The organism is Micromonospora sp. NPDC005710 (assembly GCF_040630995.1).
In the GTDB taxonomy this organism is placed as follows: domain Bacteria; phylum Actinomycetota; class Actinomycetes; order Mycobacteriales; family Micromonosporaceae; genus Micromonospora.
This window is the reverse complement of the sequence record NZ_JBEXYP010000016.1, coordinates 1-26,741: the sequence shown is the minus strand read 5'-3', so window position 1 is coordinate 26,741 and position 26,741 is coordinate 1. Positions and strand designations below refer to the sequence as shown.

The 26,741-nt window shown below is 72.3% G+C and carries 26 protein-coding genes; 12 read left to right on the top strand and 14 right to left on the bottom strand.

Going from position 1 to position 26,741, the window contains the following annotated elements; all coding sequences use genetic code 11:
• Nucleotides 1–12: 12 nt before the first annotated feature.
• Together ABZ406_RS21520 and ABZ406_RS21515 are read left to right on the top strand one after the other, a co-directional pair.
• On the top strand, nt 13–882 hold the full coding sequence (locus ABZ406_RS21520; RefSeq protein WP_357764303.1) for a DUF4397 domain-containing protein: 870 nt from the start codon (nt 13–15) through the stop codon (nt 880–882).
• A complete protein-coding gene (locus ABZ406_RS21515) occupies nt 879–1,559 on the top strand; it encodes a class F sortase (protein WP_357764300.1) in 681 nt (226 codons plus the stop codon). The genes ABZ406_RS21520 and ABZ406_RS21515 overlap by 4 nt, the downstream gene beginning before the upstream one ends.
• A gap of 113 nt (nt 1,560–1,672) precedes the next feature.
• On the opposite strand, the gene ABZ406_RS21510 is transcribed toward ABZ406_RS21515, so the two are convergent.
• The 5 genes from ABZ406_RS21510 to ABZ406_RS21490 all read right to left on the bottom strand — a co-directional run bounded on the left by ABZ406_RS21510 (nt 1,673) and on the right by ABZ406_RS21490 (nt 5,232).
• On the bottom strand, nt 1,673–2,023 hold the full coding sequence (locus ABZ406_RS21510) for a DUF2203 domain-containing protein (protein ID WP_357764297.1): 351 nt from the start codon (nt 2,021–2,023) through the stop codon (nt 1,673–1,675).
• Between the two features lie 46 nt (nt 2,024–2,069).
• Nucleotides 2,070–2,888 (bottom strand): pyrroline-5-carboxylate reductase, encoded by an 819-nt coding sequence (gene proC / locus ABZ406_RS21505; RefSeq protein WP_357764294.1) that lies wholly within the window; start codon nt 2,886–2,888, stop codon nt 2,070–2,072.
• Nucleotides 2,889–2,961: 73 nt separating this feature from the next.
• Nucleotides 2,962–3,990, bottom strand: a complete 1,029-nt coding sequence (locus ABZ406_RS21500; RefSeq protein ID WP_088949424.1) for a 6-phosphofructokinase — start codon at nt 3,988–3,990, stop codon at nt 2,962–2,964.
• A gap of 162 nt (nt 3,991–4,152) precedes the next feature.
• Entirely contained in the window at nt 4,153–4,656 is a 504-nt protein-coding gene (locus tag ABZ406_RS21495; RefSeq protein ID WP_357764291.1) for a pyridoxamine 5'-phosphate oxidase family protein, read from the bottom strand.
• 78 nt (nt 4,657–4,734) lie between these two features.
• Entirely contained in the window at nt 4,735–5,232 is a 498-nt protein-coding gene (locus tag ABZ406_RS21490; RefSeq protein ID WP_357764647.1) for a polyadenylate-specific 3'-exoribonuclease AS, read from the bottom strand.
• 269 nt (nt 5,233–5,501) lie between these two features.
• On the opposite strand from ABZ406_RS21490, the gene ABZ406_RS21485 reads away from it, so the two are divergent.
• Nucleotides 5,502–6,194 carry a Crp/Fnr family transcriptional regulator gene (locus ABZ406_RS21485; RefSeq protein ID WP_091407574.1) on the top strand — a complete coding sequence of 231 codons (693 nt, stop codon included), beginning with the start codon at nt 5,502–5,504 and terminating at the stop codon, nt 6,192–6,194.
• A gap of 136 nt (nt 6,195–6,330) precedes the next feature.
• On the opposite strand, the gene ABZ406_RS21480 is transcribed toward ABZ406_RS21485, so the two are convergent.
• On the bottom strand, nt 6,331–6,495 hold the full coding sequence (locus ABZ406_RS21480; protein ID WP_357764287.1) for a hypothetical protein: 165 nt from the start codon (nt 6,493–6,495) through the stop codon (nt 6,331–6,333).
• 29 nt (nt 6,496–6,524) lie between these two features.
• On the opposite strand from ABZ406_RS21480, the gene ABZ406_RS21475 reads away from it, so the two are divergent.
• Nucleotides 6,525–7,436, top strand: a complete 912-nt coding sequence (locus ABZ406_RS21475) for an MFS transporter (protein ID WP_357764283.1) — start codon at nt 6,525–6,527, stop codon at nt 7,434–7,436.
• A gap of 55 nt (nt 7,437–7,491) precedes the next feature.
• Here the strand turns inward: ABZ406_RS21475 and ABZ406_RS21470 are convergent, their stop codons facing one another.
• Nucleotides 7,492–7,749: a hypothetical protein gene (locus tag ABZ406_RS21470; RefSeq protein ID WP_357764280.1), complete on the bottom strand. Its 258-nt coding sequence runs from the start codon at nt 7,747–7,749 to the stop codon at nt 7,492–7,494.
• Nucleotides 7,750–7,880: 131 nt separating this feature from the next.
• Between ABZ406_RS21470 and ABZ406_RS21465 the strand changes: the two genes are divergently transcribed.
• Complete coding sequence (locus tag ABZ406_RS21465) at nt 7,881–11,378, top strand: adenylate/guanylate cyclase domain-containing protein (RefSeq protein WP_357764644.1); 3,498 nt, start codon at nt 7,881–7,883, stop codon at nt 11,376–11,378.
• A gap of 27 nt (nt 11,379–11,405) precedes the next feature.
• Here the strand turns inward: ABZ406_RS21465 and ABZ406_RS21460 are convergent, their stop codons facing one another.
• Entirely contained in the window at nt 11,406–12,098 is a 693-nt protein-coding gene (locus tag ABZ406_RS21460) for a lysophospholipid acyltransferase family protein (protein WP_357764277.1), read from the bottom strand.
• Nucleotides 12,099–12,406: 308 nt separating this feature from the next.
• Here ABZ406_RS21460 and ABZ406_RS21455 point away from each other — a divergent pair, with 308 nt between their 5' ends.
• Together ABZ406_RS21455 and ABZ406_RS21450 are read left to right on the top strand one after the other, a co-directional pair.
• Nucleotides 12,407–13,258, top strand: coding sequence for a DUF308 domain-containing protein (locus ABZ406_RS21455; RefSeq protein WP_357764275.1), 852 nt, complete (start codon nt 12,407–12,409; stop codon nt 13,256–13,258).
• 157 nt (nt 13,259–13,415) lie between these two features.
• Nucleotides 13,416–14,915: a trehalose-6-phosphate synthase gene (locus ABZ406_RS21450; protein WP_357764273.1), complete on the top strand. Its 1,500-nt coding sequence runs from the start codon at nt 13,416–13,418 to the stop codon at nt 14,913–14,915.
• Nucleotides 14,916–14,933: 18 nt separating this feature from the next.
• Here ABZ406_RS21450 and ABZ406_RS21445 read toward each other — a convergent pair whose 3' ends face one another.
• The 6 genes from ABZ406_RS21445 to ABZ406_RS21420 all read right to left on the bottom strand — a co-directional run bounded on the left by ABZ406_RS21445 (nt 14,934) and on the right by ABZ406_RS21420 (nt 20,222).
• Nucleotides 14,934–15,728 (bottom strand): alpha/beta fold hydrolase, encoded by a 795-nt coding sequence (locus tag ABZ406_RS21445; RefSeq protein WP_357764641.1) that lies wholly within the window; start codon nt 15,726–15,728, stop codon nt 14,934–14,936.
• A gap of 49 nt (nt 15,729–15,777) precedes the next feature.
• Complete coding sequence (locus ABZ406_RS21440) at nt 15,778–17,184, bottom strand: NAD(P)-binding domain-containing protein (protein WP_357764271.1); 1,407 nt, start codon at nt 17,182–17,184, stop codon at nt 15,778–15,780.
• Between the two features lie 117 nt (nt 17,185–17,301).
• Nucleotides 17,302–18,009: an endonuclease/exonuclease/phosphatase family protein gene (locus ABZ406_RS21435; protein WP_357764638.1), complete on the bottom strand. Its 708-nt coding sequence runs from the start codon at nt 18,007–18,009 to the stop codon at nt 17,302–17,304.
• Complete coding sequence (locus tag ABZ406_RS21430; protein ID WP_357764268.1) at nt 18,006–18,953, bottom strand: ROK family glucokinase; 948 nt, start codon at nt 18,951–18,953, stop codon at nt 18,006–18,008. The genes ABZ406_RS21435 and ABZ406_RS21430 overlap by 4 nt, the downstream gene beginning before the upstream one ends.
• Before the next feature lie 77 nt (nt 18,954–19,030).
• On the bottom strand, nt 19,031–19,735 hold the full coding sequence (locus ABZ406_RS21425) for a hypothetical protein (RefSeq protein WP_357764265.1): 705 nt from the start codon (nt 19,733–19,735) through the stop codon (nt 19,031–19,033).
• Nucleotides 19,736–19,766: 31 nt separating this feature from the next.
• On the bottom strand, nt 19,767–20,222 hold the full coding sequence (locus ABZ406_RS21420) for an SRPBCC family protein (protein ID WP_357764262.1): 456 nt from the start codon (nt 20,220–20,222) through the stop codon (nt 19,767–19,769).
• Nucleotides 20,223–20,340: 118 nt separating this feature from the next.
• Between ABZ406_RS21420 and ABZ406_RS21415 the strand changes: the two genes are divergently transcribed.
• From ABZ406_RS21415 to ABZ406_RS21395, 5 genes are all read left to right on the top strand, one after another.
• A complete protein-coding gene (locus tag ABZ406_RS21415) occupies nt 20,341–22,155 on the top strand; it encodes an AMP-dependent synthetase/ligase (RefSeq protein WP_357764259.1) in 1,815 nt (604 codons plus the stop codon).
• A gap of 14 nt (nt 22,156–22,169) precedes the next feature.
• Nucleotides 22,170–23,861, top strand: a complete 1,692-nt coding sequence (locus tag ABZ406_RS21410; protein ID WP_357764256.1) for a GAF domain-containing sensor histidine kinase — start codon at nt 22,170–22,172, stop codon at nt 23,859–23,861.
• Nucleotides 23,862–23,868: 7 nt separating this feature from the next.
• Nucleotides 23,869–24,537: a response regulator transcription factor gene (locus ABZ406_RS21405; RefSeq protein WP_030337723.1), complete on the top strand. Its 669-nt coding sequence runs from the start codon at nt 23,869–23,871 to the stop codon at nt 24,535–24,537.
• Nucleotides 24,538–24,726: 189 nt separating this feature from the next.
• Nucleotides 24,727–25,536 (top strand): SAM-dependent methyltransferase, encoded by an 810-nt coding sequence (locus ABZ406_RS21400; RefSeq protein ID WP_357764253.1) that lies wholly within the window; start codon nt 24,727–24,729, stop codon nt 25,534–25,536.
• A 79-nt stretch (nt 25,537–25,615) separates the two neighbouring features.
• On the top strand, nt 25,616–26,741 hold a 1,126-nt coding region (locus ABZ406_RS21395), incomplete at its 3' end, for a bifunctional diguanylate cyclase/phosphodiesterase (protein WP_357764635.1).

Below are 26,741 nucleotides of genomic sequence, written 5' to 3'. Positions count from 1 at the left end.
TCCGGAGGCGACATGCACACGCTCCGTACCGCGCCCCGCCGGCTGCTGGCCGGCTCCGGCGCGCTCCTGCTCGGCACCGCGCTCGCCACCGCCGCGATCCCGATTCCCGCGGACGCCGCGAGGGGCGCGGACACCGTCGGATACGTCCGGCTCGCGCACCTCTCCCCGGACACCCCGGCGGTGGACGTCTACCTCGCCGCGCCGGGCGCGGCGAAGCCACAGGTCTTCCCCGGGGTCGGTTACGGCGTGGTCTCCGACTACCTCGAACTCGCTCCGGGTCGCTACGCGGTCGCCATGCGCGAGGCCGGCGCACCCGCCAGCGACCCCCCGGTGCTGACCACCGAGGTCGCTGTGACCAGCGGCGACGCCTTCACCGTGGCAGGTGTCGGCCGGCATGCGGATCTCGGCCTGCGAGTGCTCAATGACGATCTCAGCGCTCCCAGCGACGGCCGCGCCAAGGTGCGGGTCGTCCAGGCGTCGGTGCGGACCCCGATCCTCGACGTAACCGCCGCTGACGGTCCGACGATCGCCGACGGGGTGCAGTTCGCCACCACGACCGACTACCAGCAGGTCGAGCCGGGCAGTTGGCGGCTGAAGCTGACCGGTGCCGGCGGCCCCAGCACCGACGCCGAGGTGCGGCTCACCGGTGGCGCCGTCTACTCCCTGCTGGTGCTCGACGCGAAGCAGGGCGGGCTCACCGCTGAGCTGCGTCGCGACGCCGAGGGTGGCACCGTCGTCCCGGCCGGAGGGGTGGACACCGGCGCCGGTGGCATCGCCGGGACGGGGCTCGACGCGTACCCGGTGGTGGTCGGCGGTCTGGCCGCGGCGGCCGGCGCGGTGGCCCTGCTGCTCTGGCGTCGGCGGAGGCGTACCACCTGGTGAGCGCCCAGCCGGACCCGTCGATCCGGCGGCACCGTGACCGTCGGGTACCGCTGGCCGCGCTCGTCGCGGCCGGCGCGGCGGTCTGCCTGGCCGCCGGCACCGGGGTCGTGCTGGCCACCACCACGGGCCCGCCACCGCCGGCGGCGACCTGGCACCCCGGCTGCGGCGACAACTGCCCTTCGGTGGCCGCCGCGCCCGCGCCCCACGGTCCACCCACGCGGGTACGCGTACCGCGCATCGGCGTCGACTCACCGCTCACCGTGCTGGGCCTGGACCGCGCCGGCGCGCTGATCCCGCCGACCGACTTCCACACCGCCGGCTGGTACGGCGGCGGCCCGGCCCCCGGCGACACCGGCCCGGCCGTACTCGCCGGGCACCTGGACTCACGACGGGGTCCGGCGGTCTTCGCCCGGCTCGGCGAGCTGCGGCCCGACGACGTGGTGGAGGTGTGGCGCGACGGGCAGCGGTTGTCGTTCCGGGTGACCGGGTCGTTGCGGACCCGCAAGGACCAGTTTCCGACGGCGGTGGTCTACGGGCCGACGCCCGGGGCGGAGCTGCGCCTGGTCACCTGCGGCGGCGACTTCGACAGGCGGCGGGGGCACTACGTCGACAACGTGGTGGTGTTCGCGGTCACCGACGCCCCCGACCCGATCCTGCCGACGTCGGCGGCGGGCTGAGCCGCGCGCGGCGTCGTGATCCACTCGACGTCCTGAATATCGGGGCGTCCGCCGCGTCGGTAGGCCACGGTTTCGCGGAACCCGGGTGGATCAATAAAGCGGGCGGGCCGGGATCAGAGGGGTCGGCGGCCCGCGAAGCCGCACTCGGCCCGGTGGTACCAGCGCACGTCCGAGTCGCCCTCCAGCCAGCACCAGAGCACGGCGCGACCTTCCCTCTCACCCGGAAAGTCGAGCAGCACCGGGGCGATGCCCTTGACCTGGATGTCGTGCTGGTGCAGCTCGTCGACGACGCCGTGCAGCCGGGCCTCCAGCGCCTTCACCTCTGCCAGCCCGCCGAACGCGCTGACGCCGTGGTCGGCCAGGTCGGCGCGCAACTCGGCGAGGTCGGCCCGGACCCGGATCAACTCGGCGACGCGCGGCTGCAGAGTGGCCACCAGGTGCCGGGCCTGGGCAAGTGTGAACACCGGGCCAGTATGCGGCACGTACGGCCTCGCGACGCCCCCGGAACGGTCAGTCGGCCTGCGCCGCCAGCTCGCGGGCGCGATCCCGGGCGGCCTCCAGGGCCGCGAGCAGCGCCGCGCGGACGCCGTGCTTCTCCAGCTCGCGAATCGCGGAGATGGTGGTGCCGGCCGGCGAGGTGACCGCCTCGCGCAGCTTGACCGGGTGCTCGCCGGAGTCGCGCAGCATCACCGCCGACCCGATCGCGGTCTGCACGATCAGCTCGTGTGCCACCTGGCGGGGCAGCCCGAGCAGGATGCCCGCGTCGATCATGGCCTCGACCAGCAGGTAGAAGTAGGCCGGGCCGGAGCCGGAGAGCGCGGTGACAGCGTCCTGCTGCGACTCGGGCACCCGGATCGTCTGACCGAGCGGCTTGAACATCTCCTCGGCCAACGTCAGGTGCGCCCCGGTGGCGTGCGCGCCCGCGGAGATCGCTGTCATCGCCTGGTCGACGAGCGCCGGCGTGTTGGTCATCACCCGCACCACCGGGGTGCCGTCGGGCAACCGGCGGTTGAAGAAGCTGGAGGGCAGACCGGCGCAGAGCGAGATCACCAGCTTGTCGGCAGGCACCTTCGGGCCGATCTCGTCGAGCAGCGCGGCGGCGTCCTGCGGCTTCACCGAGACCGCGAGCACCGCCGCCTCGTCCACGGCGGTCAGGTTGTCGACCACCCGTACGCCGTAGCGGGCGGTCAGCTCCTCCGCGCGAGCGGGCCGGCGGGCGGTGGCCAGCAGCCGGTCCACCGGCCATCCCGAGCGCAGCAGCCCGGAGAGCATCAGCTCACCGATCTTGCCCGCGCCGATCACCGCTACCGTGTGCACTCCGGCTGACATGTCGGCCCGTACCCCCTCGCCTTGGGTCGCGGCGCGGCGGACCGTGAGGGCCCGCCGCGCCGCCGACCGTCGATCAGCTGCCGAAGAAGACCTCGGCCTCGGCGTACCGCTCCAGCGGAACGGTCTTCAGCTCGCGGGTGGCCTCGGCGAGGGGCACCCGGACGATGTCGGTGCTCTGCATCGCGACCATCTTGCCCCAGTCGCCGTCGTTGACGGCGTCGATGGCCTGCAGGCCCAGGCGGGTGGCGAGCACCCGGTCGAAGGCGGTCGGGGTGCCACCGCGCTGGATGTGGCCCAGCACCACGGTGCGGGCCTCCTTGCCGGTCTTGGCCTCCAACTGCTCGGCGAGCCACTGGCCGATGCCGCCGAGGCGGACGTGGCCGAACGAGTCGAGCTCCTGGTTGGCGAGGACCATCTGGCCGTCCAGCGGCTGGGCGCCCTCGGCGACCACGACGATCGGGGCGTACTGGTGCTGGAAGCGCTTCTCGACGTAGCCGGCCACCTGTTCGACGTCGAACTGGCGCTCGGGCAGCAGGATCACGTTGGCGCCGCCGGCCAGGCCGGCGTGCAGGGCGATCCAGCCGGCGTGCCGGCCCATGACCTCGACGACGAGGGTGCGGTGGTGGCTCTCCGCCGTGGTGTGCAGGCGGTCGATGGCCTCCATCGCGATGTTGACAGCGGTGTCGAAGCCGAAGGTGTAGTCGGTGGCGCCGAGGTCGTTGTCGATCGTCTTCGGCACGCCGACGACGTGTACGCCCAGCTCGTAGAGTTTGGTGGCGACGCCGAGGGTGTCCTCGCCGCCGATCGCGATCAGCGCGTCCACGCCCTGGGCGGCGAGGTTGTCCTTGATCCGCTCGACGCCGTTCTCGATCTTGAACGGGTTGGTCCGGGACGAACCGAGGATGGTGCCGCCGCGGGGCAGGATGCCACGAACGTCGGCGATGTCCAGGGGCCGGGACAGACCCTCGAGCGGGCCCTTCCAGCCGTCCCGGAAGCCCACGAACTCGTGACCGTAGGTGGCGACGCCCTTGCGGACCACCGCCCGGATGACCGCGTTGAGACCGGGGCAGTCGCCGCCGCCGGTGAGCACGCCGATACGCATGATCCGCTCATCCTCCTGGAGCATCAGGTAAAGCCCGATTTGCCCCAGGGTATGTGTCAGGTCAGACCATCGGCGCCGTTGCCGGCCCGGGGCGGGCCGTCACTGCGAACTGTAGTCGGCCCGCCGGTACGACGACAGCGCGCCCCGGTCACCCGGCCCCGGTCAGTAGGTCACCTCGTGGTTCTCACCGGTCTGCGGCGGCCGGCCGGTGACGGCTGCCTTCGCGTAGTCGAGCAGGTTCACCACGGTGCTGTTCGGCGAGTCCCAGTACTCGGCGGAGCTGGAGTGCACCTTGATCATCGTGAGGCCGGGCGTGTCCACCCCGTCGGGGAACCACGCCTTGAGCAGTGGGCTCCAGAGCTGCTCGGCCCGGACCCGGTCGAACTCCTCGGTGGCGGTGCCGGAGATCGACACCCACGAGTTGTGCTTCTGGTCGGAGAAGGCGACGTTGACCTCGGGGTTCACCCGGAGCTGGCGGACCTTCGCCGAGTCGGCGAAGGCGAAGAACCACAGGTCGCCGTCGAACTCGGCCTCCTGGAGCGCCATCGGCCGGCTCAGCTGCCGCCCGTCCAGAGCAGTGGTGGTCAACATGCAGATCCGCGCGGTCCGGGCCAACTCCGTCACCCGGGCGCGGGCCTCGGCGGCGCTGGTCGGCTGGTTGCTCATGGCACTCTCCCTCGGCTCGGATGGTCGAACCGATGCCCGGGACACAACCCGTCAAACCTCAGACGGCACAGCCACCTGTCAACGGGCGGTCATCGCCCGCCAGCGGGCCAGGTTGTGCCGGGCGTCGACAAGCGCGTCGTGCCGGGCCGCGTCCGCGTCCGGCAGCGACGGCCGACCCCTGTCGTCCCAGAGCTGGCGCAGCTCCTTGGTGTAGCGGGGGATCTCCCGGGGCAGCGCCGGCATCGCACCCCAGAGCTGGGCGAGCACCACGTGGTCGTACGCGGCGAACCAGGCCCACAACTCCAACTGCTCCCCCGGCCGGTCCCGGATCGGCTCGACCAGGAAGTCGTACAGGTCGTCGCGGATGCGTTCCCGCGAACGCCAGGCCCGGTCCGCCGGGGAGGGCAGCTTGTCCAGCACGTTACGCCGGACCCAGGGCACGGCTCGGGAGTCGTCGAACTCGGTGGAGACCGCGTAGAACTCGCGGCCGTACTCGTCGACGACACCGATCGAGACGAGGTCGACTGTCGTGCCGTCCTCGATGAACTCGCAGTCGTAGAAGTAGCGGTAGACCATTCCGGGCATCCTCGCCCACCGCCGTACGGACCTGACCGGCGGGGCCCGTCCGGCGGCCCGCCGAGCCGCCGCCACGCCTCGTGAACGGCGCGTCGCCACTCGTGACGGTCACGGAAGTGCTTCGAGGGGTGTACAGCAAGCGACCGGACCGTCATGATCTGATGTGTACCGCTACCGGACGCCGCATCGGTGTCAGTTCACCTTGTCGGGGCCCATCAGGTTCGCCCGGTGAGCGAATTGTGGTCCATGACCGGGGGAGGGGTTGGGCCGTGGAGGTTCGCCTGCCGGAGCCGGGTGACGCGCTCACGGGTGTCGAGATGTTCGCCGGGCTCGAGCCCGAGGTGCGGCAACGCGTCATCGCTGCCGCCGTCCCGCGTACCTATCGCAAGGGCCAACTGCTCTTCGTGGAGAACGATCCCGGCGAGTCGCTGATCGTGCTGCGCCGAGGGGCGGTGGCCGTGTTTCGCACCGCGCCCACCGGCGAGCGGGCCGTGCTGTCGGTTATCCGTCCACCGGACGTGCTGGGTGAGGTCTCCCTGCTCGACGCGTCCACCCGCTCCGCCTCGGCGGAGGCCATCGAGGACTGTGCGGCGCTCGCGCTCTCCCGGGGCGCGTTCATGGAGTTGGTGCACTCCAACCCCCGCATCCTGGACGCGGTGATGCGCTCACTGGGCGGGCTGATCCGCCGGCTCACCGAGCAGAACGCCGACCACGTCTTCCTCGACCTGCCCGGTCGGGTGGCGAAGACGCTGGTCCGGTTGGCCGGCGAGAGCCAGGCACCGATGATCACGATCGAGCTCAATCAGAGCCAACTGGCCGAGATGGCCGGTGGCTCCCGGCAGAGCGTCAACCAGGCGATCGGTTCGTTCGCGAGCCGTGGCTGGTTGCGTACCGAGGGCCGCCGGATCGTGGTGACCGACGTGGCCGCGCTGCGCCGCCGCGCCGGCATGGCCGACCGCTGACCGACCGGCCCGCCCGGTTCGTCGCCGGTCGGGCATCCGATCTGGACACCCGCCACCCCTTTCATCAGTACGCACGGCTGCGCCGGCTGCCAGTAGGCAGCCAGCGTCACCGTCTTCGCGGCTCAGCGGGTGAGGCTCAGCGGGTCGCGCCCGGCCAACGGCTCGCGGCCAACTGGTAGCCGGGGCCCGCCCAGAAACCCGGCCCGGCCCAGAAGCCCGGTCCCGCCCAGAAACCAGGTCCCGCCCAGATGCCCGGCCCGGCCCAGCCGCTGGTGGTCGTGGTGGTCGTCGTGGTCGCCATGTCGTCCCCCTGGTCGATGTGTCGTTGCGGTGTGGGAAGGACGCTATGACGAAGTCCAGTGGCACGAAATAGGACAAATCATCCGCCTCGTCGAAGGTAGTCAACTGCCGGCCGCGAACGCGCAACTCGCGACCGGCGTCAACATCGGGATCGCTGCCGGACCAGCCGTCGGTGGCCTCCTGCTGGCGACCCTCGGGCTGACCGCCACGCTCCTCGTGGACGCGGCGACCTTCGTCCTCTCCGCGCTGCTGATCGGTGGAGTCCGGACGCTCTCGGCGACCGCGGTCAGCCGCCGGTCCGAGCCACTGCACACTGTGGTGCGCGAAGGGTTGCGGGTGGCCCGAGGGCACAGCGTCGTCCGCGCGGTCTCGGTCGGGTTCCTGGTGATGGTGATGTTCGCCGCGCTGGACAACCTCGCCATCGTCCCCCTCGGACGCGCCGAACTGGGGGCCACCGAGGTCATGGTCGGCCTGCTGGGCACCGCCTACGGCATCGGCATGGTGGTCGGTCCGATGTGTCTCGCGAAGACCGGCGTACGCATCCGGATGGACCTGGTCCTCTACGGAGCGTTGCTCGCGCTCGGCGCCGGAACGCTTGTCACCGGCCTCAGCCCGGTGATCGCGGTGGCAGTGGCCGGTCAGGCGATGGCTGGTGTCGGCGCGGGCTGGCACAACGTCGCTGCCGACACGCTCATCCAGCAGAATGTGCCGGCCGAACGGCTCGGCGTGGTGTTCGGCACCGTCTACATGTTCCCGTACGCGGCGGAGGCACTGGCCTACGCCGTCGGCGCACCGCTGTTGGCGATGGTCGGGCCGCGTTGGGTGCTTGTCGTCTCGGGGTTGGGCGTGTTGGCCACCCTGGGGCTTGTCGTTCCCCTGCTCACCCGGGCCTTGGGGCTACGCCTGCCAACGTCCGGCAGGTTCGCAGCGGCCAACGGTTGAGACCGCAGGACGGGTGCGGTGGACGGCCCGACGGCCGCCCACCGCACCCGGGCGATCAGTTCTCCTTGCCGTCGGCCGGCGGCGCACCCGGCCCCGGACCGATCTTCTTCGGATCAGTCGGCTTGCCCGCCGTGGACGTGCTCGACGAGGTGGTCGTGGTCTCCCCCGACCCGCCCGACTGACCCTCAGGCTCTTCCACCATGCCCTGCTCCTCCAGTTCGGCGAGAGTGACCGCATCGACGTCGACCGTGTCGCCCGGCGCCCACTGCGTGCCACCCGGATCGGTCCACGAGGCGGACAGTCGTACCTGCACGGGCACTCTCCCTGACATGAAACTTCCTGGTACGGAACACTAACCCCGACCGATCGACGACGTCGCCCGTCCGCACGTCGGGTACCCGACTGGCAGGCCGGCCGCGATACTGACCTCTTTCGCCCACGGAGCTGACCATCGACCTCAAGTGTGGACACTGCGCCCGCGCGGCCGGGCCGGACGACCGCTTCTGTGGCGGGTGTGGCCAGCCGCTCGGGGTCAACTGCGCGCACTGCGGGCACGCCAACAGCACCGAGGTCAACTTCTGCACGAGCTGCGGCCAACCGCTGCGCGACCACGCCGTCACGGTGCAGGAGGACAGGCGTCAGGTCAGCGTGCTCTTCGTCGACATCGTGGACTTCACCAGGTACGCGGAGCAGGCCGACCCGGAGCAGGCCCGCAGTCTGCAGCAGGCCTACTTCGCCACTGTGCGCCGGATCGTGCACCAGTACGGCGGGGTGGTCGAGAAGTACATCGGCGACGCGGCGATGGCCCTGTTCGGCGCACCGGTGGCCACCGACAACGACGCGCTGCGGTGTGTCCGTGCCGGCCTGGAACTGCAACGGAGCCTGGCCCGCCAGCCCGCCGGCCCGCAGCCACCGCTCGGTTTCCGGGTCGGCATCGCCAGCGGCGAGGCCCTGGTCGACCTCTCCGCCACCCGCGACGGTGGGCAGGCCTTCGTGACCGGCGACGTGGTCAACACGGCCTCCCGCCTGCAGGGGTTCGCCCCACCGGGCGGTGTCGTCGTCGACGAGAGCACCTGGTCGGCCACCCGACACGAGATGGAGTACGCCGACCAACCACCTGTCACCCTGCGCGGCCGGTCGGCGGTGAGCCGGATCTGGCTGGCCGTCCAGGTGCGACCACTCCGGGACCCGCGCGGCGCCGAACTGACCCCGATGGTGGACCGGGAGCACGAACGCGGCCTGCTGGTCAACGCGCTGCACCGGATGGTGACCGAGCGGACCTCCCAGTTGGTGACGGTGTTCGGCCCGGCCGGTGTGGGCAAGAGCCGGCTGCTGCGCGAGCTGGCCCGGCACGCCGGCAGCCTGCCCGGCACGCCGATCACCTGGCTGGTCGGGCAGTGCCCGCCGTTCGGCGAGAACGTCACCTGGGCCGCCCTGTCGGACATCGTGAAGACCTGGGTCGGCGTGCCGGAGGTCGACGACCCGGCCGCGCTGCGCGAGCGGTTGCGGTCCCGGCTGGGGGAACTCGCCGACCCGCACGCGACCCGGCTGGCCGAGGCGCTCGGGCCGCTGATCGGCGTGCCCGGTGAGCGACTCACCCCGGGCGAGACCGAGGCCTCCTGGCGGCGGTTCCTGCTCACCCTGTCGACCGCCGGCCCGACAGTGCTGGTCTTCGAGGACATGCACTGGGCGGACCAGGCGATGCTCGCCTTCGTCGAACAGTTGGGCGCGCTGGCGCGCGGGGTGCCGCTGCTGGTCGTCGCGACCGCCCGACCGGAGCTGCGGGAACGGCACCCAGCCTGGACGGGCACGATCAGTGGCGCGATGTCCATCTCGGTGCCGCCGATGCACGACACCGACATCGACACGCTCTACTCGCTGCTGCTCGGGCAGTCGACCCTGCCCTCCAGCTCGCGTACCCCGCTCATCGAGTTCGCCGACGGCAACCCGCTCTACGCCCAGGAGTACGCCCGGATGCTGCTGGACGGCGGCCTGCTCGACGCCGTCGGTCCGGCCGCCCGCCCGGACCTCGACGGCGGCGCGGAGATGCCCCGCACCGTGCAGGCGGTCATCGCCAACCGGCTCGACCTGCTGGACCCGGCCGACCGGGCGGTGCTCCAGGCCGCCGCCGTGGTCGGCGTGGTGTTCTGGGCCGCGCCGGTGGCGATGGCGCTCGGGCGGCCCGCGGAGTGGGTGGAGCGCGCGCTGGACCGCCTGCAACGTCGCGACCTGGTGTACGAGCAGAGCACGTCGACGATGCCCGGCCAGTCCGAGTACCGGTTCCGGCACATCCTGGTACGCGACGTCTGCTACCAGCGGCTGCCCCGGGCGGAGCGGGTGCTCCGTCACCAACGCACCGCCGACTGGATGGCCCAGCTCACCGACGGCCGGCAGTACGACCTGGCCGAGGTGCTGGCCAACCATCGCTGGGCGGCACACGAGATCGCCCGGACCGTCGGGTTGGACACCACCCCGTACGCCCCGCCGGCGCGGGCCGCGCTGCACCGGGCGGCCCGTCGGGCGTACGAGTTGCACGCGCTGGACACCGCCGCCGCGCTCGTCGGGCGGGCGCTGGCCATGGACGTCGGGCCGGATCCGGCGCTGGAGCTGTTCGACGCCGAGTTGGCGTTCTATCGGGACGGGGACGCGTTCCTGGTGGCGGGGGGCACCGACATCCTGACCCGGCTGGCCGAGCTGCTCACCATGAGCGGTGACCGGACGGGGGCGGCCCGCGCCTGGACGCTGCTCGCCACGGCGGCGTGGAGTCGGGCCGACCGCTCGACGACCCTGCACTGCCTGGACCAGGCGATCGGCATCTACAGCGACCTGCCGGACAGTCAGGAGAAGGCGGGCGCCCTGCTGGAACTGGCCCGGGTGCACATGCTGAACGCGGAGACCGAGCCGGCGTGCAGCGCGGCGCGGGCGGCGGAGTTGCTCGCCGAGCGGCTGCAACTGCGCGAGGTCCAGGCCAACGCGCGGATCACCCTGGCCGTGGCGCGTTACCTGGCCGGCTCCGCCTCGGCCTTTCCGGAGCTGGCGGAGGTGACCGAGCACTGCCGGGTGGAGCGGTTGACGAGTCGGCGCCGGGCGGTGCAGAACCTGGCCTGGGCGTTGCAGGAGGAGGGTGACCTGGCCGGCTCGGCCCGGTTGGTCGACGAGCAGCTCACCCTCGACCTGGGTGGCGAGCACAGCCTGGCCACGAGCTTCGAGGACCAGTGGGCGCGGTCGTACTACGCGGGTGACTGGACGGCGGCGCTGGCGATGGCGGCGGAGTCGACCCGACGGCCGACCGCCGAGTGGGATCTGCACATCGTGGCGGTCTCGGGTTGGATGCGCGGGCTGGCCGGGGCCGAGCTGGTCTCGCCAGTGGGGGCGGACGAGGCTGCGGGGGCGGAGGGGGCGACCGGGAACCTGGTCGAGCAGGCGCTGCTGGCGGCGCGGCGCAGCGGGTTCCACCGGGTGCTGCGCTCCACCCTGGCGCACGCGGCGCTGTGTCGGGCCGTGCAGGGTCGCCGGGACGAGGCGATGGCGCTGCTCACCGAACTGGACGAGGACTGGCGACGGACCCGGATGATCCCGTTCGCGGAGTGGGTGCCGGCCGTCGGGCACGTCGCCGGGGTGCTCGGCGCGGACGCCGCCCGGCTGGTCCGGCGGTTGCTCGACCGGGCTCCGCGGACGACCCCGTGGGCTCGGGCCGCGGGTCAGGTCGCCGACGCCACGCTGGCCCGGCACGCCGGTGACGCCTCGACGGCGGCGAGCCTGCTGCGCTCGGCGGCGACGAGCTACGCCCGGATGACAGACGTGACCGACGAGGTCATCACCCTGGCGCTGGCGATCGGTCCGCTGGCCGAGGTCGACCCACCGGCCGCCGAGGCGACCCGCGCGCGTCTGCAGGACTTCGCCACCCGGCACCACGCCCCGGCCCTGCTCCGCCTGCCCTGACCGCTCACCGGGCCGGCCCGGCCCCGGTCAGGCGGCCAGCGGCGCAGGGGCGGGCTGCTTGAGCTTCTGGGCGTAGACGTCGACGTACTCCCGACCGGAGAGTTCCATCAACTCGTACATGATCTCGTCGGTGACGGCGCGCTCGACGAACCGGTCGCCTGCCAGGCCGGCGTAGCGGGAGAAGTCCAGCGGTGCCCCGAACCTGATCTTCACCCGGTCGATCCTGGGGATGATCTTGCCCGGCGGCTGGATCTCGTCGGCGTTGAGCATCGCGACCGGCACCACCACCGCGCCGCTCTCCAGGGCGAGCCGGGCCACGCCGGTCTTGCCCCGGTAGAGCCGCCCGTCCGGGGAGCGGGTGCCCTCGGGGTAGATGCCTGCCACTCCCCCGGCCCGGAGCACCTGCAACTGGGTATCCAGGGCGGCCCGCGCGGCCCGGCCGCCGGAGCGATCCACCGGGATCGTGCCGGTGCCGACGAAGAACATCTTGGTCAGCCAGCCCTTGATGCCCTTGCCGGTGAAGTACTCGGCCTTGGCGACGAAGGTGACCTTCCGAGCGGTGATCAACGGTGTGAAGATCGAGTCGGAGAAGGAGAGGTGGTTGCTCGCCAGGATCACCGGGCCGGTCGCCGGCACGTTGCCCAGACCCTCCACCTGCGGGCGGAAGATCAGCTTGAGCAGCGGACCGAGGATGACGTACTTCAGCAGCCAGTAGAGCACCGGCGTCCTTTCCCGTGGTGTGCCCGCGACAGCGCCAGCCGTCGTTGCCGCCGAGCCTACGAAGCGGGCGCTCTCACCACAACGGACTCGCCCCGCTGCCAACGGTCACCGAGATCGCACTTGTCGCGCAAGAACGGACAAAGGAGGCCCGCCGCGACCTGCGGGAGCAGCAGTGACTTTGGAAGACGCGACACAACGCACTCCCGGAACCGTGCCCTGACGTGTCACGATTCAGAGCACGGCGTGCGGACTGGCGCCGAAGGGCAGCGGTGGCCGCGCCGGAAGGCGCGTTGAAGGGGGATGTCCGGGTGTCAGCGGGTGGGGCCCGTCGGGGACGGCGGGACAACGGGCTCGACGCGAACGAGTACGCCGTCGTCGGCGATGTCGATCCGCGCGTCGGTGAGCACCTGCTCGACGTGCTGGCCGCCGGCGGGATCGCCGCCTACCTCCAGCCCTCCGCCGACCTCAACCCGGTCACCCGCACCACCACCGTTCCGGCCCGGCCGGTCGACCGGCTCTACGTCGACCGTTCGCATCTGACCACCGCGCGGGACTACCTGACGCAGCTCTCCGACGAGACCTCGCCGGAGCAGCCGCCGGCTCGCGACGAACCGGACATCGACGCCGAGTGGGCGCGGATCGTGGCCGGTTTCCACACCGCCGCCACTCCCGGTGACCGTCCCTGGCCCGCCCTGGAGGACGTCGACGAACGGGATTCGCGGGACGAGTCGCCCTCCGGGCCGCTGACCCGCTCCGGCGCCGACGAGCCGGGTCCGACCGCCACCGACGTTCGTCGGCTGCCGTCCGCGACGGACATCTCCGGCATCTCCGTGGGGCGCGGCACCCGACCGGACGAGCCGTCGCTGCTGGACGGGCTGGACACCTTCGGTGCCGACCTGCCCGACGACGAGGACGACGAGGGCTACCACCCACCGCCGCCGCCACCGCTGCCCAGGGTCAGCAAGTACGCGGTGATCGGCGTGCTCGGGGTGGTCGTCGGGTTCGTGCTGTTCCTCTTCCCGTGGCTGCTCCCGATCGACCGCTCGGCGGTCACGCTCTTCGGGTTCACCGGCATCCTGGCCGGCTTCGTCACGCTCATCTGGCGGCTGCGTCCCGGCGACGAGGACGAGGACGACCCGGACAACGGCGCCGTCGTCTGAGGTCGGCCCGCATCCCGGGACGACGGTGCCCCGCCGGGCGCGTAACAGTGGTGTAACTTACTGTCAGTAGGAATACCGCTGTACGTCACTTCCCCCGCTGACTGACCGGTTTTCCTTGCTCGCGGCGGTCAGTCCTCTGCTGATCGGAATGCCCGAGATGCGACAGAGTTCTCTCGTGGTGGTGGCCAACCGCCTCCCCATCGACGACAACCAGGCCCCCGACGGGGCCTGCGAGTGGCGACGCAGCCCAGGTGGGCTGGTCAGCGCCCTGCACCCGCTCCTGCGACACACCCCGGCGACCTGGGTCGGCTGGGCCGGTGGCACCGGGGCGGCCCCCGCACTGCCGGACGTGGACGGCGTACGGATGCACACCGTCGCGCTCAGCGCGGAAGACCTGCGCGACCACTACGAGGGGTTCGCCAACGCGACCCTGTGGCCGCTCTACCACGACTCCGTGGAGCAGCCGCAGCACCACCGCCGCTGGTGGGAGGCGTACCAGCGGGTCAACCAGCGCTTCGCCGAGGCGACCGCGGACGTCGCCGAGCCGGGCGGGGTGGTCTGGGTGCAGGATTACCACCTGCAACTGGTCCCCGGGCTGCTGCGCGAGCTCCGCCCGGACCTGCGCATCGGGTTCTTCCTGCACGTGCCGTTCCCGCCGCCGGAACTCTTCATGCAGCTGCCCCGCCGCGCCGAACTGCTGCGCGGCATGCTCGGCGCCGACCTGGTCGGCTTCCAACGGGTGCAGGCCGCGCACAACTTCGCCCAACTCGTCACCCGGGTGCTGGAGCTGCCGGCCACCGACCGGCGGATCGGCATCGACGACCGGGTCGTCCGCATCGGCGCGTTCCCCGTCTCCATCGACACCGCCGAGATGGCCGCGCTCGCCGACCGACCGGACGTGGCCGCTCGGGCCCACCGGCTCCGTCAGGACCTCGGCGACCCCCGGCAGGTCATCCTCAGCGTGGACCGGATGGACTACACGAAGGGCATCGAGCAGCGCCTCAAGGCATACAGCGAGTTGCTGGCCAGCGGCGACGTCAAGGTCCGCGACACGGTGTTGGTGCAGGTCGCCATGCCGAGCCGGGAACGTGTCGGCCAGTACCAGATCCTGCGCGAGCGCATCGAACGCGAGGTCGGCCGGATCAACGGCGAGTTCGGCCGGGTCGGCGAGCCGGCGATCCACTACCTCACCCAGCCCTTCGACCGCGCCGAGCTGGCCGCGCTCTACCGGGTGGCCGACGTGATGGCGGTGACGCCGTTGCGCGACGGAATGAACCTGGTCGCCAAGGAGTACGTGGCCGCGCGGGTCGACGACACCGGTGCTCTGCTGCTCAGCGAGTTCGCCGGCACCGCCGCCGAGCTGTCCCAGGCGTACCTGGTCAACCCGCACGACCTGGAGGGGCTCAAGCAGGGTCTGCGGTCGGCGTTGCGGGCCGACCCGGCCGACACCACCGAGCGGATGCGGGCCATGCGTGCCCACCTGCTCCAGCACGACATCCGGGCCTGGGCCCGCTCCTACCTGCGCGCGCTGGACGAGGGCGGCGCCCTGGTCGGTCGCCTGACCAGCACCGACGCCGGCCCTGACGGCACCGCCCAGGTGCCCCGGCCGGCCACCCCGACCGGCAGCAGCCCGGCCGTCCAGCCGAGCGGGGGCTGACCGCCGTAACCCGGCCGCTCAGTGCGCCGCGGGCTCCTTCTCCAACCAGTCCAGGATCGCGTCGATGGGCTCCGCCCACCGCGCGTCGAGCATCAGGTCGTGGCCCATCCCGGGGAAGAGCAGCGGCGCCGACCCGTACCGGCGGGCCACCCGGGTCAGCGTCGACGCCGGCACCACCCGGTCGTCCGGGCTGCCCAGCACCAGCACCGGGGGCGCACCCACTGCCGGTTCGGCCTCCGGCTCACCCAGCAGCGCCCACTGCGCCCGCCGACCCGCCCGTCCGAGGCGTCCGACGTACCGCCGGGCGTCCTCGTCGGGCAGCTCGCGGCTGAACAACTGCCCCCGGTTGAGCCGCAACGGCCCGCCGAACACGGCCGGCAGCGTCCCGCCGGGGTTACGGCGCAACGCCGCGCCCAGCACTCCCCATCCGCCGAAGACCGGGGCCACCAGCACCGCGCCGCGCGCCGGGTAGCGGGCCAACGCGTGCGCCACCACCAGGGCCCCGGCACCGTGCCCCACCAGCACCGCCTGCCGCGGCAGGCTCGCCGCCACCTGGACCACATCGTGGGCGTACGCCCGCAGCGTCGCCTCCGGCGCGGGCTCGCTGCCACCGTGCCCGCGCAGGCTCACCGCGTACGCCGGGAACCCCCGCGACGCCGCGTGACCCAGCCAGTGCTCGGCGAACGCCCACGCGCCGTGCCCGAACCCGGGCACGAAGAGCAGCGGCGGACGCCCCTCCTCCAGCTCGGGAACCGCGCTGAGCACCTCCCGCCGGGCCGGCCGGACCGGGCGGGACCACTCCCGCCCCCGCATGATCCGCAGCTCACTCACTGGTCTGCCTCTCGTTCGCGACGCCGGCGGATCACTTGCCCTCCAGCTCGACAAGGGCGCGCTGGATGGCGCGCAGATAGTCGGCGTGCCCGACCTCGAACCAGTGCCGGCTGCTTTCCTTGACCGGCCCGGAGTACCGCTCCCCGGCCCGGTCGCGCACCCGGGACGCGAACGCGGCGGCCCGTTCCGGCCGGTCCCGACGGGCCTGGAGCAGTCGGGCGAAGAGGACCATCTGCCAGTGCGACAGGGTGAACAGCCCGGAGTCCGGTTGCAGCAGGCCGGCGACCGCCAACGTCGGGTGCCCCGGGGTGAACGCGTTGAGCCACAGCGTGGGCCGGCCCGCGCCCGCGCTGTCGGAGAACACCGACGCGTCGAGAAACTCGAAGCGCGGCAGGTAGCCGGTGGCGAAGACGACCACCTCGGGGTCGATCTCGCGGCCGTCGGCCAACTCCACCGCGTACGGGTGGAACCGGGCGACGTCCGGAACCGGGCCGATGCCGCCGTGGCCCACGTAGTAGACGAGCTGGCTGTTCGCGATCGGGTGCGTCTCGTACACCCGGTGGTCGGGCTTGGGCAGGCCGAAGCGGGTCAGGTCGCCGACGGTCAGGCGCAACGTCCAGTGGTAGAGCCACTGCCGCACCCGCAGCGGCACCCGCAGCGCCAACAGGGTGTCGTTCACCTGGTCGGCGGGGCGACCGAGGACGTACTTCGGCGCGTACCAGTAGCCGCGACGGGTGGAGTGCCAGCAGCGCGACGCCTGTTGGGCGGCCTCGACGGCGATGTCGCAGCCGGTGTTGCCGGCACCGACCACGAGCACCCGCTTGCCGCGCAACTGCGCCGGGTCCTTGTAGGACGAGGCGTGCATGATCTCGCCACGGAACTGTTCGAGGCCCTCGTAGCGGGGCAGCTTCGGCGACCAGTTGTGGCCGTTGGCGATCACCACGGCGGCGTACCGGGCGGTGCGTTCGGGGCCGTACCCGCCGGTGGAACGGGTGGTCACGTCCCACCGGTCCCCCTCGACGGGCTCGACCCGGATCACCTCGGTGCCGAACCAGATGTGCGAGCGCAGGTCGAAGTGGTCGGCGTACTTCTCGAAGTAGGACAGCACCTGACCGTGGTGCGGGTAGTCCGGCCAGGAGTCCGGCATCGGGAAGTCGGGGAACTGGGTGAACGGCTTCGACGAGATCAGGTGGGTGCTCGCGTACACCGGGCTGCGGTCGTGCCGCCAGTTCCAGGCGCCGCCGACGCCCGTCTCCCGCTCGTAGCAGTCCACACCGAACCCGTGTTCGCGCAGGTTCTTGATGGCTGCCAGCCCGCTGGCCCCGGCCCCGATGACGCAGACCGTGTCACCCCGGTCGGAGACCGGGCGGCCCTCGCTGTTCGCCGCGGGCGAGGTCGCCTCCGGGTCGGGCCGGCCGTGGTCGGTGGAGGTGGACACCGGGGACATCTCCTTTTGGTACGGCAGGCGTGCCGGTCGCCGCGAAATCCTCTCCACAACCGGGCCGGATGTCCAGTCCTGGGCCGGACGCGTCGACGCTCGGCCGACGTCGGTGTGTCAGCCGTCGGTGGGCAGCAGCAGGTCGACCAGGACCGGGAAGTGGTCGCTGGCCCGGCGGGTCTGCGGAGTGTCCACCACGTCGTAGTCGACGACTGTGATCCGCGGGTCGACGAAGAGCGCGTCGATGCGTCGGCGCGGGTCGGCGCAGGAGTAGGTGAGGCGCTCGGCCCGGTCGGCCGCCACCGCGGCGTCGGTCAACCCGCGCGACACGGTGGCCCAGGCGGGCCCGTCCGGGCCCTCGTTGAGGTCCGCCCCGGCCAGCACCGGGCTCGTCGCCGCGTCCAGGCCACGCTTGAACTCGGCGGCCTGGGACGGCCGCTCGGCCGGGTCGGTGGACAGGTGCGAGCCGGCGAGGGTGAACCGTGCGCCGCCGACGCGGCAGTCGGCGTACGCGGCGCCGCGCAGGTGCCGCCCGGGGGTGAGCGGGAAGCGCTGACAGTGGGTGGCCAGCACCTGGACCCGCAGGCTGGTCAGGAGCAGGTTGCCCAGGGCGGGCAGCCCACCCGCTACCACGACCAGGCCGAACGACTCGGCCAGCGTGGCGGACTTCTGCCGCCACCGGAACCGGCGCGGCCCCTCCTGCACGATCACCACGTCAGGTGTCGCGGCCCGGACCACCGCCGCCAGCGCGGCGGTGTCGTCGCGCTGGCTGTGGATGTTGTACGACACCACGCGCAGCGGCACACCCATCCCGGACCGCCTCAGATCCGGCGGGCCAGGTCGGCGGCGCCGATCACTCCGGCGCTGTTGCCCAGCTCCGCCGGGAGCACCTGGGCCACCGGCAGGCGACCACGCTGGGCGAGCGCGTCGAGGTACGAGCGGCGGGTCGGCCCGAGCAGCAGGTCACCGGCGTCGATCACCCCGCCGCCGACCACGAGGGTCTGCGGGTCGAGGATCTGCGCCATGTCGGCGAGGCTGGTGCCCAGCCACCTGCCGATCTGGGCGAACGCCTCGGCGGAGACCGGGTCGCCGCCCTGCGCGGCGGCGGTCACCATCGGGCCGGTGATCGCCTCGGCCTCACCGCCGGCGAGCTTCAGCAGGGCGGTGGCCCGGTTGGGCTCCTGCCGGGCGCCGGCCCGGGCGAACCGCACCAGGGCGCTGCCGCTGGCGTACTGCTCGATGCAGCCGAGCCGGCCGCAGCCGCACTGGTGCCCGTCCGGCACGGCCAGCATGTGGCCCAGCTCGGCGGCGATGCCGTGCGCGCCGCGCATCAGGTCACCACCGAGGACGATGCCGCCGCCCACGCCGGTGCCGATGGTGAACATGATCATTGAATCGTCGGCGTCGCGGGCCGCGCCGTAGCGGAACTCGGCCCACGCGGCGACGTTCCCGTCGTTCTCCACGATCACCGGCACACCGACGGCCTCGCTGACGTACTCGCGCAGCGGTTCGTCCCGCCAGGCCAGGTTGGGGGCGAAGAGCACGTTCGAACGGCTGGCGTCGATCCAACCGGCCGCGCCGATGCCGACGGCCTCGATGGTCCGCCCGGCAGCAAGCTCGCCGACCAGCTCGATGATGACGTCGCGGGTCTTGGCGACGTCATCGGCGGGAGTGTCCCGTCGGGTCTGCACGAGGACCGCGCCGGTGTCGTCCACGACACCGCCGGCCACCTTCGTGCCACCGACGTCGACTCCGATGGTCAGCGTCACCGCTACCGCCCCCCTCTGCTGTGCTGTCCGGCCCCAGGTTCCGGCCCAGTGCCGGTCCGGGTCGGAAGGTCCCGCGCTCAGGCGCCGTCGCCCGATGCTTCCGCGTCGGCGTCATCGGGCACCCGCGAGGCGGGCACCACGGGACGGGTGGTCGGTGCCGGTACGGTCGCCGACCCGGCCTCGTCGACGGGTGGTACGGCGGCCGGGGCGAGTGGGTCCGCCGTCCGGGTGGCGACCGACCAGACATCCCGCTCCGGCGCCGGCTGAGAATCATGCCCGGTACGGGTGGCATCGCGCCACACGTGGGTGTCGCCGGTCGTGGTGGGTGGGGCGCTCGGTGATGGTTCGGGCAGCACGTCGTCGGTGCTCGCCGGGGGCGTCGGCGCCGACGAACCGGTCGTTGAGGTGGTCGGCTCGCCGGGACCCGACGCGGACGGTTCGACCGGGGAGAACGCCCGGAGCAGGCTGGCGACCCCGGCGGCGAGGTCGCCGGCGCCGGTGGCGAGGCGTTCGGCGAATTCCGGACTCGGGTCCCGCAACGCGGCGATGCCCCGACAGACCGGGCAGACGCAGCATTCGGCCGAACCGGTGGCGAAAGCACCAGCGGTGCCGGAGCGCGTGTCCGGGCCCGTGCTGTGACCGAGGACACCGGACAGCATCCCGCCCAACGAGCCGAACGCGCCGCCCGCCGAGCCGGCGGAGGCCAGTCGTGCTCCCGCCAGCAGGGTGGCGACCAGCCGCTCTGCTTCTTCCCGGGCCGAACCCGGATCCGTTCCGCCCACCGTCGGCTCCTCTACCGTGCCACCGGACACGTCACTGCGCCGCACCGGTTGCTTCTACCCGGCGCTTGAGCTGCTTCAACGCGGTGTCCATGATCATCTTCTCGGCCTTGCGCCGAAACATCCCGAGCATGCCGACCGACAGGTCGACCTCCAGCGTGTAGGTCACCGTGGTGCTGCCGTCCGGGCTACCCACCAGGTCGTACGAACCGCGCTGGGCCTTCTGCATCTTCGAGGGGGCGACCAGGTGCCACTCGATCCGGGACAGGTCCTCGGCGTACTCGTAGGCGAGCACGTACTCGTCGGCCATCACCCCGGCGTCGATGGTGAAATGCACCTGACTGGGGTACCCGTCCTCGTACTCCTCGACGACCTCGGCGCGACGCACCGCGTCGGTCCACTCCGGGTAGCGCGCGAAGTCGCAGATGACCGCCGTCACCCGATCCGGTGCGGCGCCGATGATGATCGACTGGGTGGAGGAGTCCGCCATGGGGGGAGGCTACCCGCCTCCTGGTTGTCTCACCCGGACCGCCCGCCGGGTAGGTTTCGACACAGCCGGCGCCCACGGCGGCGGCCAGCCCGGCCAGTGCGAGCACGAAGGAGTGCAGGTGCGCGAGTTCTCCGTCCCACCGATCGTCACCGTTGGCGACGCGGCCAACCTCACCGATCCGGTCTGGGACAACGCCGAAGTCGCGCCCGACGCCGTCCAGTTCGCCCGCCCGACCCCGACCCTCGACGGCGCCGTCACCGAGTGGACCGACGTCACCTGCCTCCAGTTCCGCGACGAGGTGGCCGCCGTGGCCCGCGGGCTGATCGCCGCCGGTATCGAGCCCGGTGCCCGGGTCGGGTTGATGAGCCGCACCCGCTACGAGTGGACGCTGCTCGACTACGCCATCTGGACCGTCGGCGCGGTGACAGTGCCGATCTACGAGACGTCGAGCGCCGAGCAGGCCACCTGGATCCTCGAGGACTCCAACGCGGTGGCCGTGGTGGTCGAGACCGAGGCGCACGCCGCCCTGATCGCCGGCGCCCGGCACCGGTTGCCCGAGCTGGGCCAGGTCTGGCAGATCGACAGGGGTGGGGTCGACGAGCTGGTCGGTGCCGGCGCCACCGTCGAGCTGGCCGAGGTCGAGCGCCGGCGCAAGGCCGTGCGCGCCGACGATCTGGCCACCATCATCTACACCAGCGGCACCACCGGCCGGCCCAAGGGCTGCGTGCTCACCCACCGCAACATGTACGCCGACATCGCCAACGCGGTGCCGGTGCTGCCGAACCTGTTCAACGCCGGCGCGAGCACCCTGCTCTTCCTCCCGCTGGCGCACGCCTTCGCCCGACTCATCCAGATCGGTGTCGTCCAGGCGCGGGCCACCATGGCGCACTGCGCCGACACCAAGAACCTGGTCGCCGAGTTGCAGGCGTTCCGGCCGACGTTCGTGCTCTCCGTACCCCGGGTGTTCGAGAAGGTCTACAACGCCGCCAAGCAGAAGGCCGAGGCGGACGGCAAGGGCGGCATCTTCGCCCGCGCCGAGCAGGTCGCCATCGCGTACAGCGAGGCGCTGGAGGCCCCGGGCGGTCCGGGCCTGGGGTTACGCGCCCAGCATGTGGTCTTCGACCGGCTGGTCTACCGCAAGCTGCGCGCCGCGCTCGGCGGACGCTGCCGGGACGCGATCTCCGGCGGCGCGCCACTCGGCGCCCGGCTCGGCCACTTCTACCGGGGCATCGGCGTGACGGTCCTGGAGGGCTACGGCCTCACCGAGACCTCGCCCGCCGCCGCGGCGAACCTGCCCACCGGCACCCGGATGGGCAGCGTCGGCCGCCCGCTGCCCGGCGTGACGGTGCGGATCGAGGACGACGGCGAAATCCTGATCTCCGGTGAGCTGGTCTTCCAGGGGTACTGGGGCAACGAGACCGCCACCGCCGAGACGATCAGCGCCGACGGCTGGTTCCGCACCGGCGACCTGGGCCAGCTCGACTCCGACGGCTACCTGAGCATCACCGGCCGCAAGAAGGAGCTGATCGTCACCGCCGGCGGCAAGAACGTCGCCCCGGCGGTGCTGGAGGACCTGGTCCGGGCCCACCCGTTGATCAGCCAGTGCGTCGTGGTCGGTGACCGGCAGCCGTTCATCGCGGCGCTCGTCACAGTCGACGAGGAGGCGCTGCCCACCTGGCTGGAGAGCGCCGGACTGCCCCCCGACAGCTCCATCGAGCAGTTGCGCGAGCACGAGGGCCTCCGCAAGGAGATCCAGGCCGCGATCGACACCGCGAACCAGGCCGTGTCGAAGGCCGAAGCGATAAAGGTGTTCCGGGTCCTGCCCCACGACTTCACCGAGGCGACCGGCGAGCTGACCCCGTCGCTCAAGGTCAAGCGCCAGGTTGTCCACAAGACGTACGCGGCGGAGATCGCCGATATCTACCGAGGCTGACTACCATCCGTCACGTGCCCGCATCCACAGCAACCGCTCCGCACCCGCATCCCCTCGCCGCGGCCGCCCGCCTGGTGATGCTGGCGCTGGTCGCCGTCCTGACCCTGTTCGCCACCCGCGACGTCACCCAACTGTGGTGGATCGCGTTGCTGGCGGTGGCTGGGCTCCCGTCGCTGCTGGCACCGCAACACCGGCTGGTCGGCCCGCTGAGCCGGGTGGCCGAGGTGGTGGTGCTGGGGCTGGCCGCGAGCCACGTCGCCGCGGTGGCGTCCATCGGCGGCACCGTCGACGGGCTGGGCGCGTCGGCGGTGCTGCCCTACCTGGCGGTCCCGGTGACGGTCACCGCGCTGCGCCGCCGCTTCCCGGAGGGCGCCGCGCTGCTCGTGGTCACCGCCGCCACCCTGCTGCTCAGCGGCGCGCTGACCCAGGTCGACGGTGGGCTCCAGCTCGGCCAGCCGGGTTACCTCGCGGTCTGCGCGCAGTGGCTGATCCTGGCGGCGCTGGGGCTCTACGCCGCCGGCACGCTGCACCGGGTGATGGCGGTCCGCGGTGAGGGCAAACCCCAGCCGTACGCCGAGGCCACCCGGCTGCTGACCCAACTGCGGACGGTCGCCCGGCAGCTTCCCGGGGCGACCCTGGACCCGGGCGGCATCTCCGAGCACCTGCTGGAGGAACTGCGCACCGTGGCCCGCGCCGACCGGGGCGCGGTGCTCTCGGCCAGCGGCGGCGGTCGGCTCGTGGTGCTCGCCCAGGCCGGCGTCGACCGGGTGGACTGGGAGACGACGCTCGACGCGGACTCCGCGATCGCCGACGCGTGGGCCACCCAGCAGGCCACCACTGCCGCCCGGTCACAGTCCCGCTCGCACCGCGGCGGCGACGTGTCCGCACTGATCATTCCGCTGGTCGCCGGGGTACGCACGGTGGGGCTGGTGGTGCTGGAGGCCGACGCCGCGCACGCGTACCCGCCACCGGTGGTGTCCCGGGTGACAGCGCTGACCCGCCCGGCCGCGCTGCGGCTGGAGGCGGCGCTGCTCTTCGACGAGGTGCGCTCGCTCGCCACGAACGAGGAGCGGCAGCGGCTGGCCCGGGAGATTCACGACGGGGTGGCGCAGGAGTTGGTGATGGTCGGCTACGGCATCGACAACGCCCTGGCCACCGTCTTCGACGATGCCGACGAGACCGCCGAGGCCCTGCGTACGCTGCGCGGCGAGGTGACCCGGGTGATCCAGGAGCTGCGACTCAGCCTCTTCGAGCTGCGCAGCGAGGTGGACCGGCAGGGCGGGTTGGCCGCTGCCATCGCCGAGTACGCGCGCACCGTCGGCGCGTCCGGCGGGCTGCGCGTACACCTCTCGCTGGACGAGTCCACCGCCCGGCTGCCGGCCGCCACCGAGGCCGAGTTGCTGCGCATCGCGCAGGAGGCGGTGACCAACGCGCGCAAGCACGCCGGAGCGTCGAATCTGTGGGTCACGTGTGAGGTCGACCCGCCGTACGCGCAAATAGAAGTGTCGGATGACGGTCAGGGGATGGCTGACCAGCGCCCGGACGGGCGGTACGGTCTTGCGATCATGGCCGAGAGGGCGGAACGTATCCGGGGCCGGTTGGAGATCAGGCCGCGGCAACCCAGCGGCACGACCGTGGCGGTGGTTCTCGGCACCTCGGCCCGGCGCGATAACGTGCGCGGCAGCGCAGCACCAGAAGGGGAGTAACCCGAGGATGACCACAAGTCCGATACCGGCCACCCGTACCAAGGTCCTCCTTGTCGACGATCATGACCTGATTCGCAAGGGTTTGCGGCACGCCTTCGAGCGCGACCGTCAGTTCGAGGTCGTCGGTGAGGCGGCCACGGCGGCGGAGGGGGTACGCCAGGCCGGCGCCTTGCAGCCGGACGTAGTGATCATGGATCTGCGCCTGCCCGACGGCAGCGGCCTGGAGGCAACCCGCGCGTTGCGCAAGTCCAGCGCGTCGATGGGCATCGTGGTGCTGACCATGTACGCCGGCGACGACCAGCTCTTCGGTGCCCTGGAGGCCGGCGCGAGCGCCTTCGTGCCGAAGACCGCCCCGGCCGACGAGGTGGTTGCCGCAGCACGGCACGCCGCCTCCTCCCCCAGCGCGTTCACCGCGGCCGACCTGGCCGAGGCGATGAAGCGCCGGCTCGCCCCGTCCGGCCCGCAGTTGTCGCCGCGGGAGGGGCAGGTGCTGCGGCTGCTCGCCGACGGCATGAGCGTGGCGGGCATCGCCAAGCAGTTGTTCGTCAGCGAGTCGACGGCGAAGACGCACATCTCCAAGCTCTACGAGAAGCTCGGCGCGGCCAACCGGGCTCAGGCCCTGATGACCGCACTCCGGCTCGGCCTGCTCGAGGCACCGGACGCGCCGAAGTTCTGATCTGCCTCCCGCTCGTCGAGCGGGACGTCGCGACCGACGGTCCGCGCCAGCTTCGGCCGGTGCGGGCCGTCGCGTATCGACCGACGTCGGCGGGCAACCTTCGGCGCGCTATGGTCTGGCGTGCGTGGCGGGTGCACAATACCCGCGCGGGCGATGTTGCCCGCGTCGCGGATTCGAGGGGTGAAACGCATGCAGCGGCCGGACTGGGCACCCGACACCATCGACATCGAGCGCCCGAGCGTCGCGCGGATGTACGACTACTATCTCGGCGGCTCACACAACTTCGCCGCCGACCGGGCGGCGGCGCAGGCGATGGTCGCCGCGGTGCCCGAGGCACCGTTGATGGCCCAGGCCAACCGGGCGTTCCTGCGCCGGGCCGTGCACCACCTCGCCGACGCCGGGATCAGGCAGTTCCTCGACATCGGGTCGGGCATCCCGACCGTCGGCAACGTGCACGAGATCGCCCAGCAGCTCGATCCGCAGTCGCGAGTGGTCTATGTGGACGTCGACCCGGTGGCGGTGGCGCACAGCCGCGAGATCCTCGCCGGCAACGAACAGGCCGCCGTGGTGCAGGAGGACCTGCGCAACCCGGAGGCCATCCTGGCCCATCCGGACGTCCGCAAGCTGCTCGATCTGAGCCAACCGGTGGCAGTGATGGTCGTGGCCGTCCTGCACTTCGTCTCCGACGACGACCGCCCGGCGGAGCTGCTGCGGACGCTGCGGGACGCGTTGGCGCCCGGCAGCTACCTGGTGCTGTCACAGGCCAGCGACGACGGGCGCAGCGAGGACGAACGCGCCGAGGCCGAGCGGGTCTACCAGCGCACCGACAGCCCGCTGTCGGTGCGCAGCCGCGCCGAACTGACCGCCCTGTTCGACGGGTTCGAGCTGCTCGACCCCGGCGTGGTGTGGGTGCCCGAGTGGCGACCGGACACTCCGGAGAGCGCGGAGGACGCCGAGCGTGCGGTCTTCATGGGCGGCGTCGGGCGCCTCGGTGACTGAGTCGCCCGGGGCGGCCCCCTACCCGGGGACGTTCGCCCGGGCGTGGGCGAAGGCGGTTTCCGGCACCAGCTACCTGCCGATGACCCAGGCCCAGTTGGAGTCCCTGCTGGACCGGCTCACCGGGCAACTGGCCGGCGCGTTGCTCACCGAGCCGTTCGACCTGCGGGCCGGGCACCGGGTCGGTGCCGAGTTGGTCGCCGCGCACATCGCCTCCGCCGAAGGGCTGGGTCGTACCGTCGAGGTCATCCAGTTGCGCCTGGTGCGCGACCTGGGGTTGGTGGCCGAGGACGTCGAGGACCGGATGGCCCGCCTGCTGGCGGCCGTGGCGACCGGCTACGCCCGCGCGCTGCGCGACCGGACCCTCGACGAACAGGAGTCGATCCGTCGCGCCGCGATGCGGGCCCGCACCCAGGCCGAGCGGGCGCTGCGGGCCAGCGAGGCCCGGTTCCGGCACCAGGCCACCCACGACCCGCTCACCGGCCTGCCCAACCGGACGCTGTTCACCGAACGGCTCGCCGCCGCGCTCAACGAGCCGGGTCGGGGCTCGCAGCGGGTCGGGGTGTGCTTCCTCGACCTGGACCGCTTCAAGGTGGTCAACGACACCCTGGGTCACCAGATCGGTGACCTGCTGCTGGCCACCGTGGCGGAACGGCTGCGTAAGGCCATGGGTGAGCACCTGGTGGCCCGGCTCGGCGGCGACGAGTTCGTCATCCTGGTGGAACGCACGGCCGGCACCGACGACATGGTCGCGGTGGCCGAGACCGCGCTCGCCGCGATCCGCACCCCGGCGCTTGTCGACGGGCACGAGTTGCAGATCTCGGCGAGCCTCGGCATCGTCGAGCGCCAGGTGGCTGGAGCCAACCCCACCGACCTGATGCGGGCCGCCGACAGCACCCTGCACTGGGCGAAGGCCGCCGGTGGCGCGCGCTGGACGCTCTACGACGCCGAACGCAACCAGCAGGAGCTGGCCCGCTACGCGCTCTCCGCGGCCATTCCGGCCGCGCTGGAGCGGGGTGAGTTCTACCTCGACTACCAGCCCCTGACGTCGCTGCGCGACGGCAGTCTGGTCGGCGTGGAGGCCCTGGTCCGCTGGCGGCACCCGGAGCTGGGGGTGCTGCGGCCGGACAGCTTCATCGGGTTGGCCGAGGAGACCGGCCTCATCGTCCAGTTGGGTGGGTGGGTGCTGGCCGAGGCGTGCCGCGAGG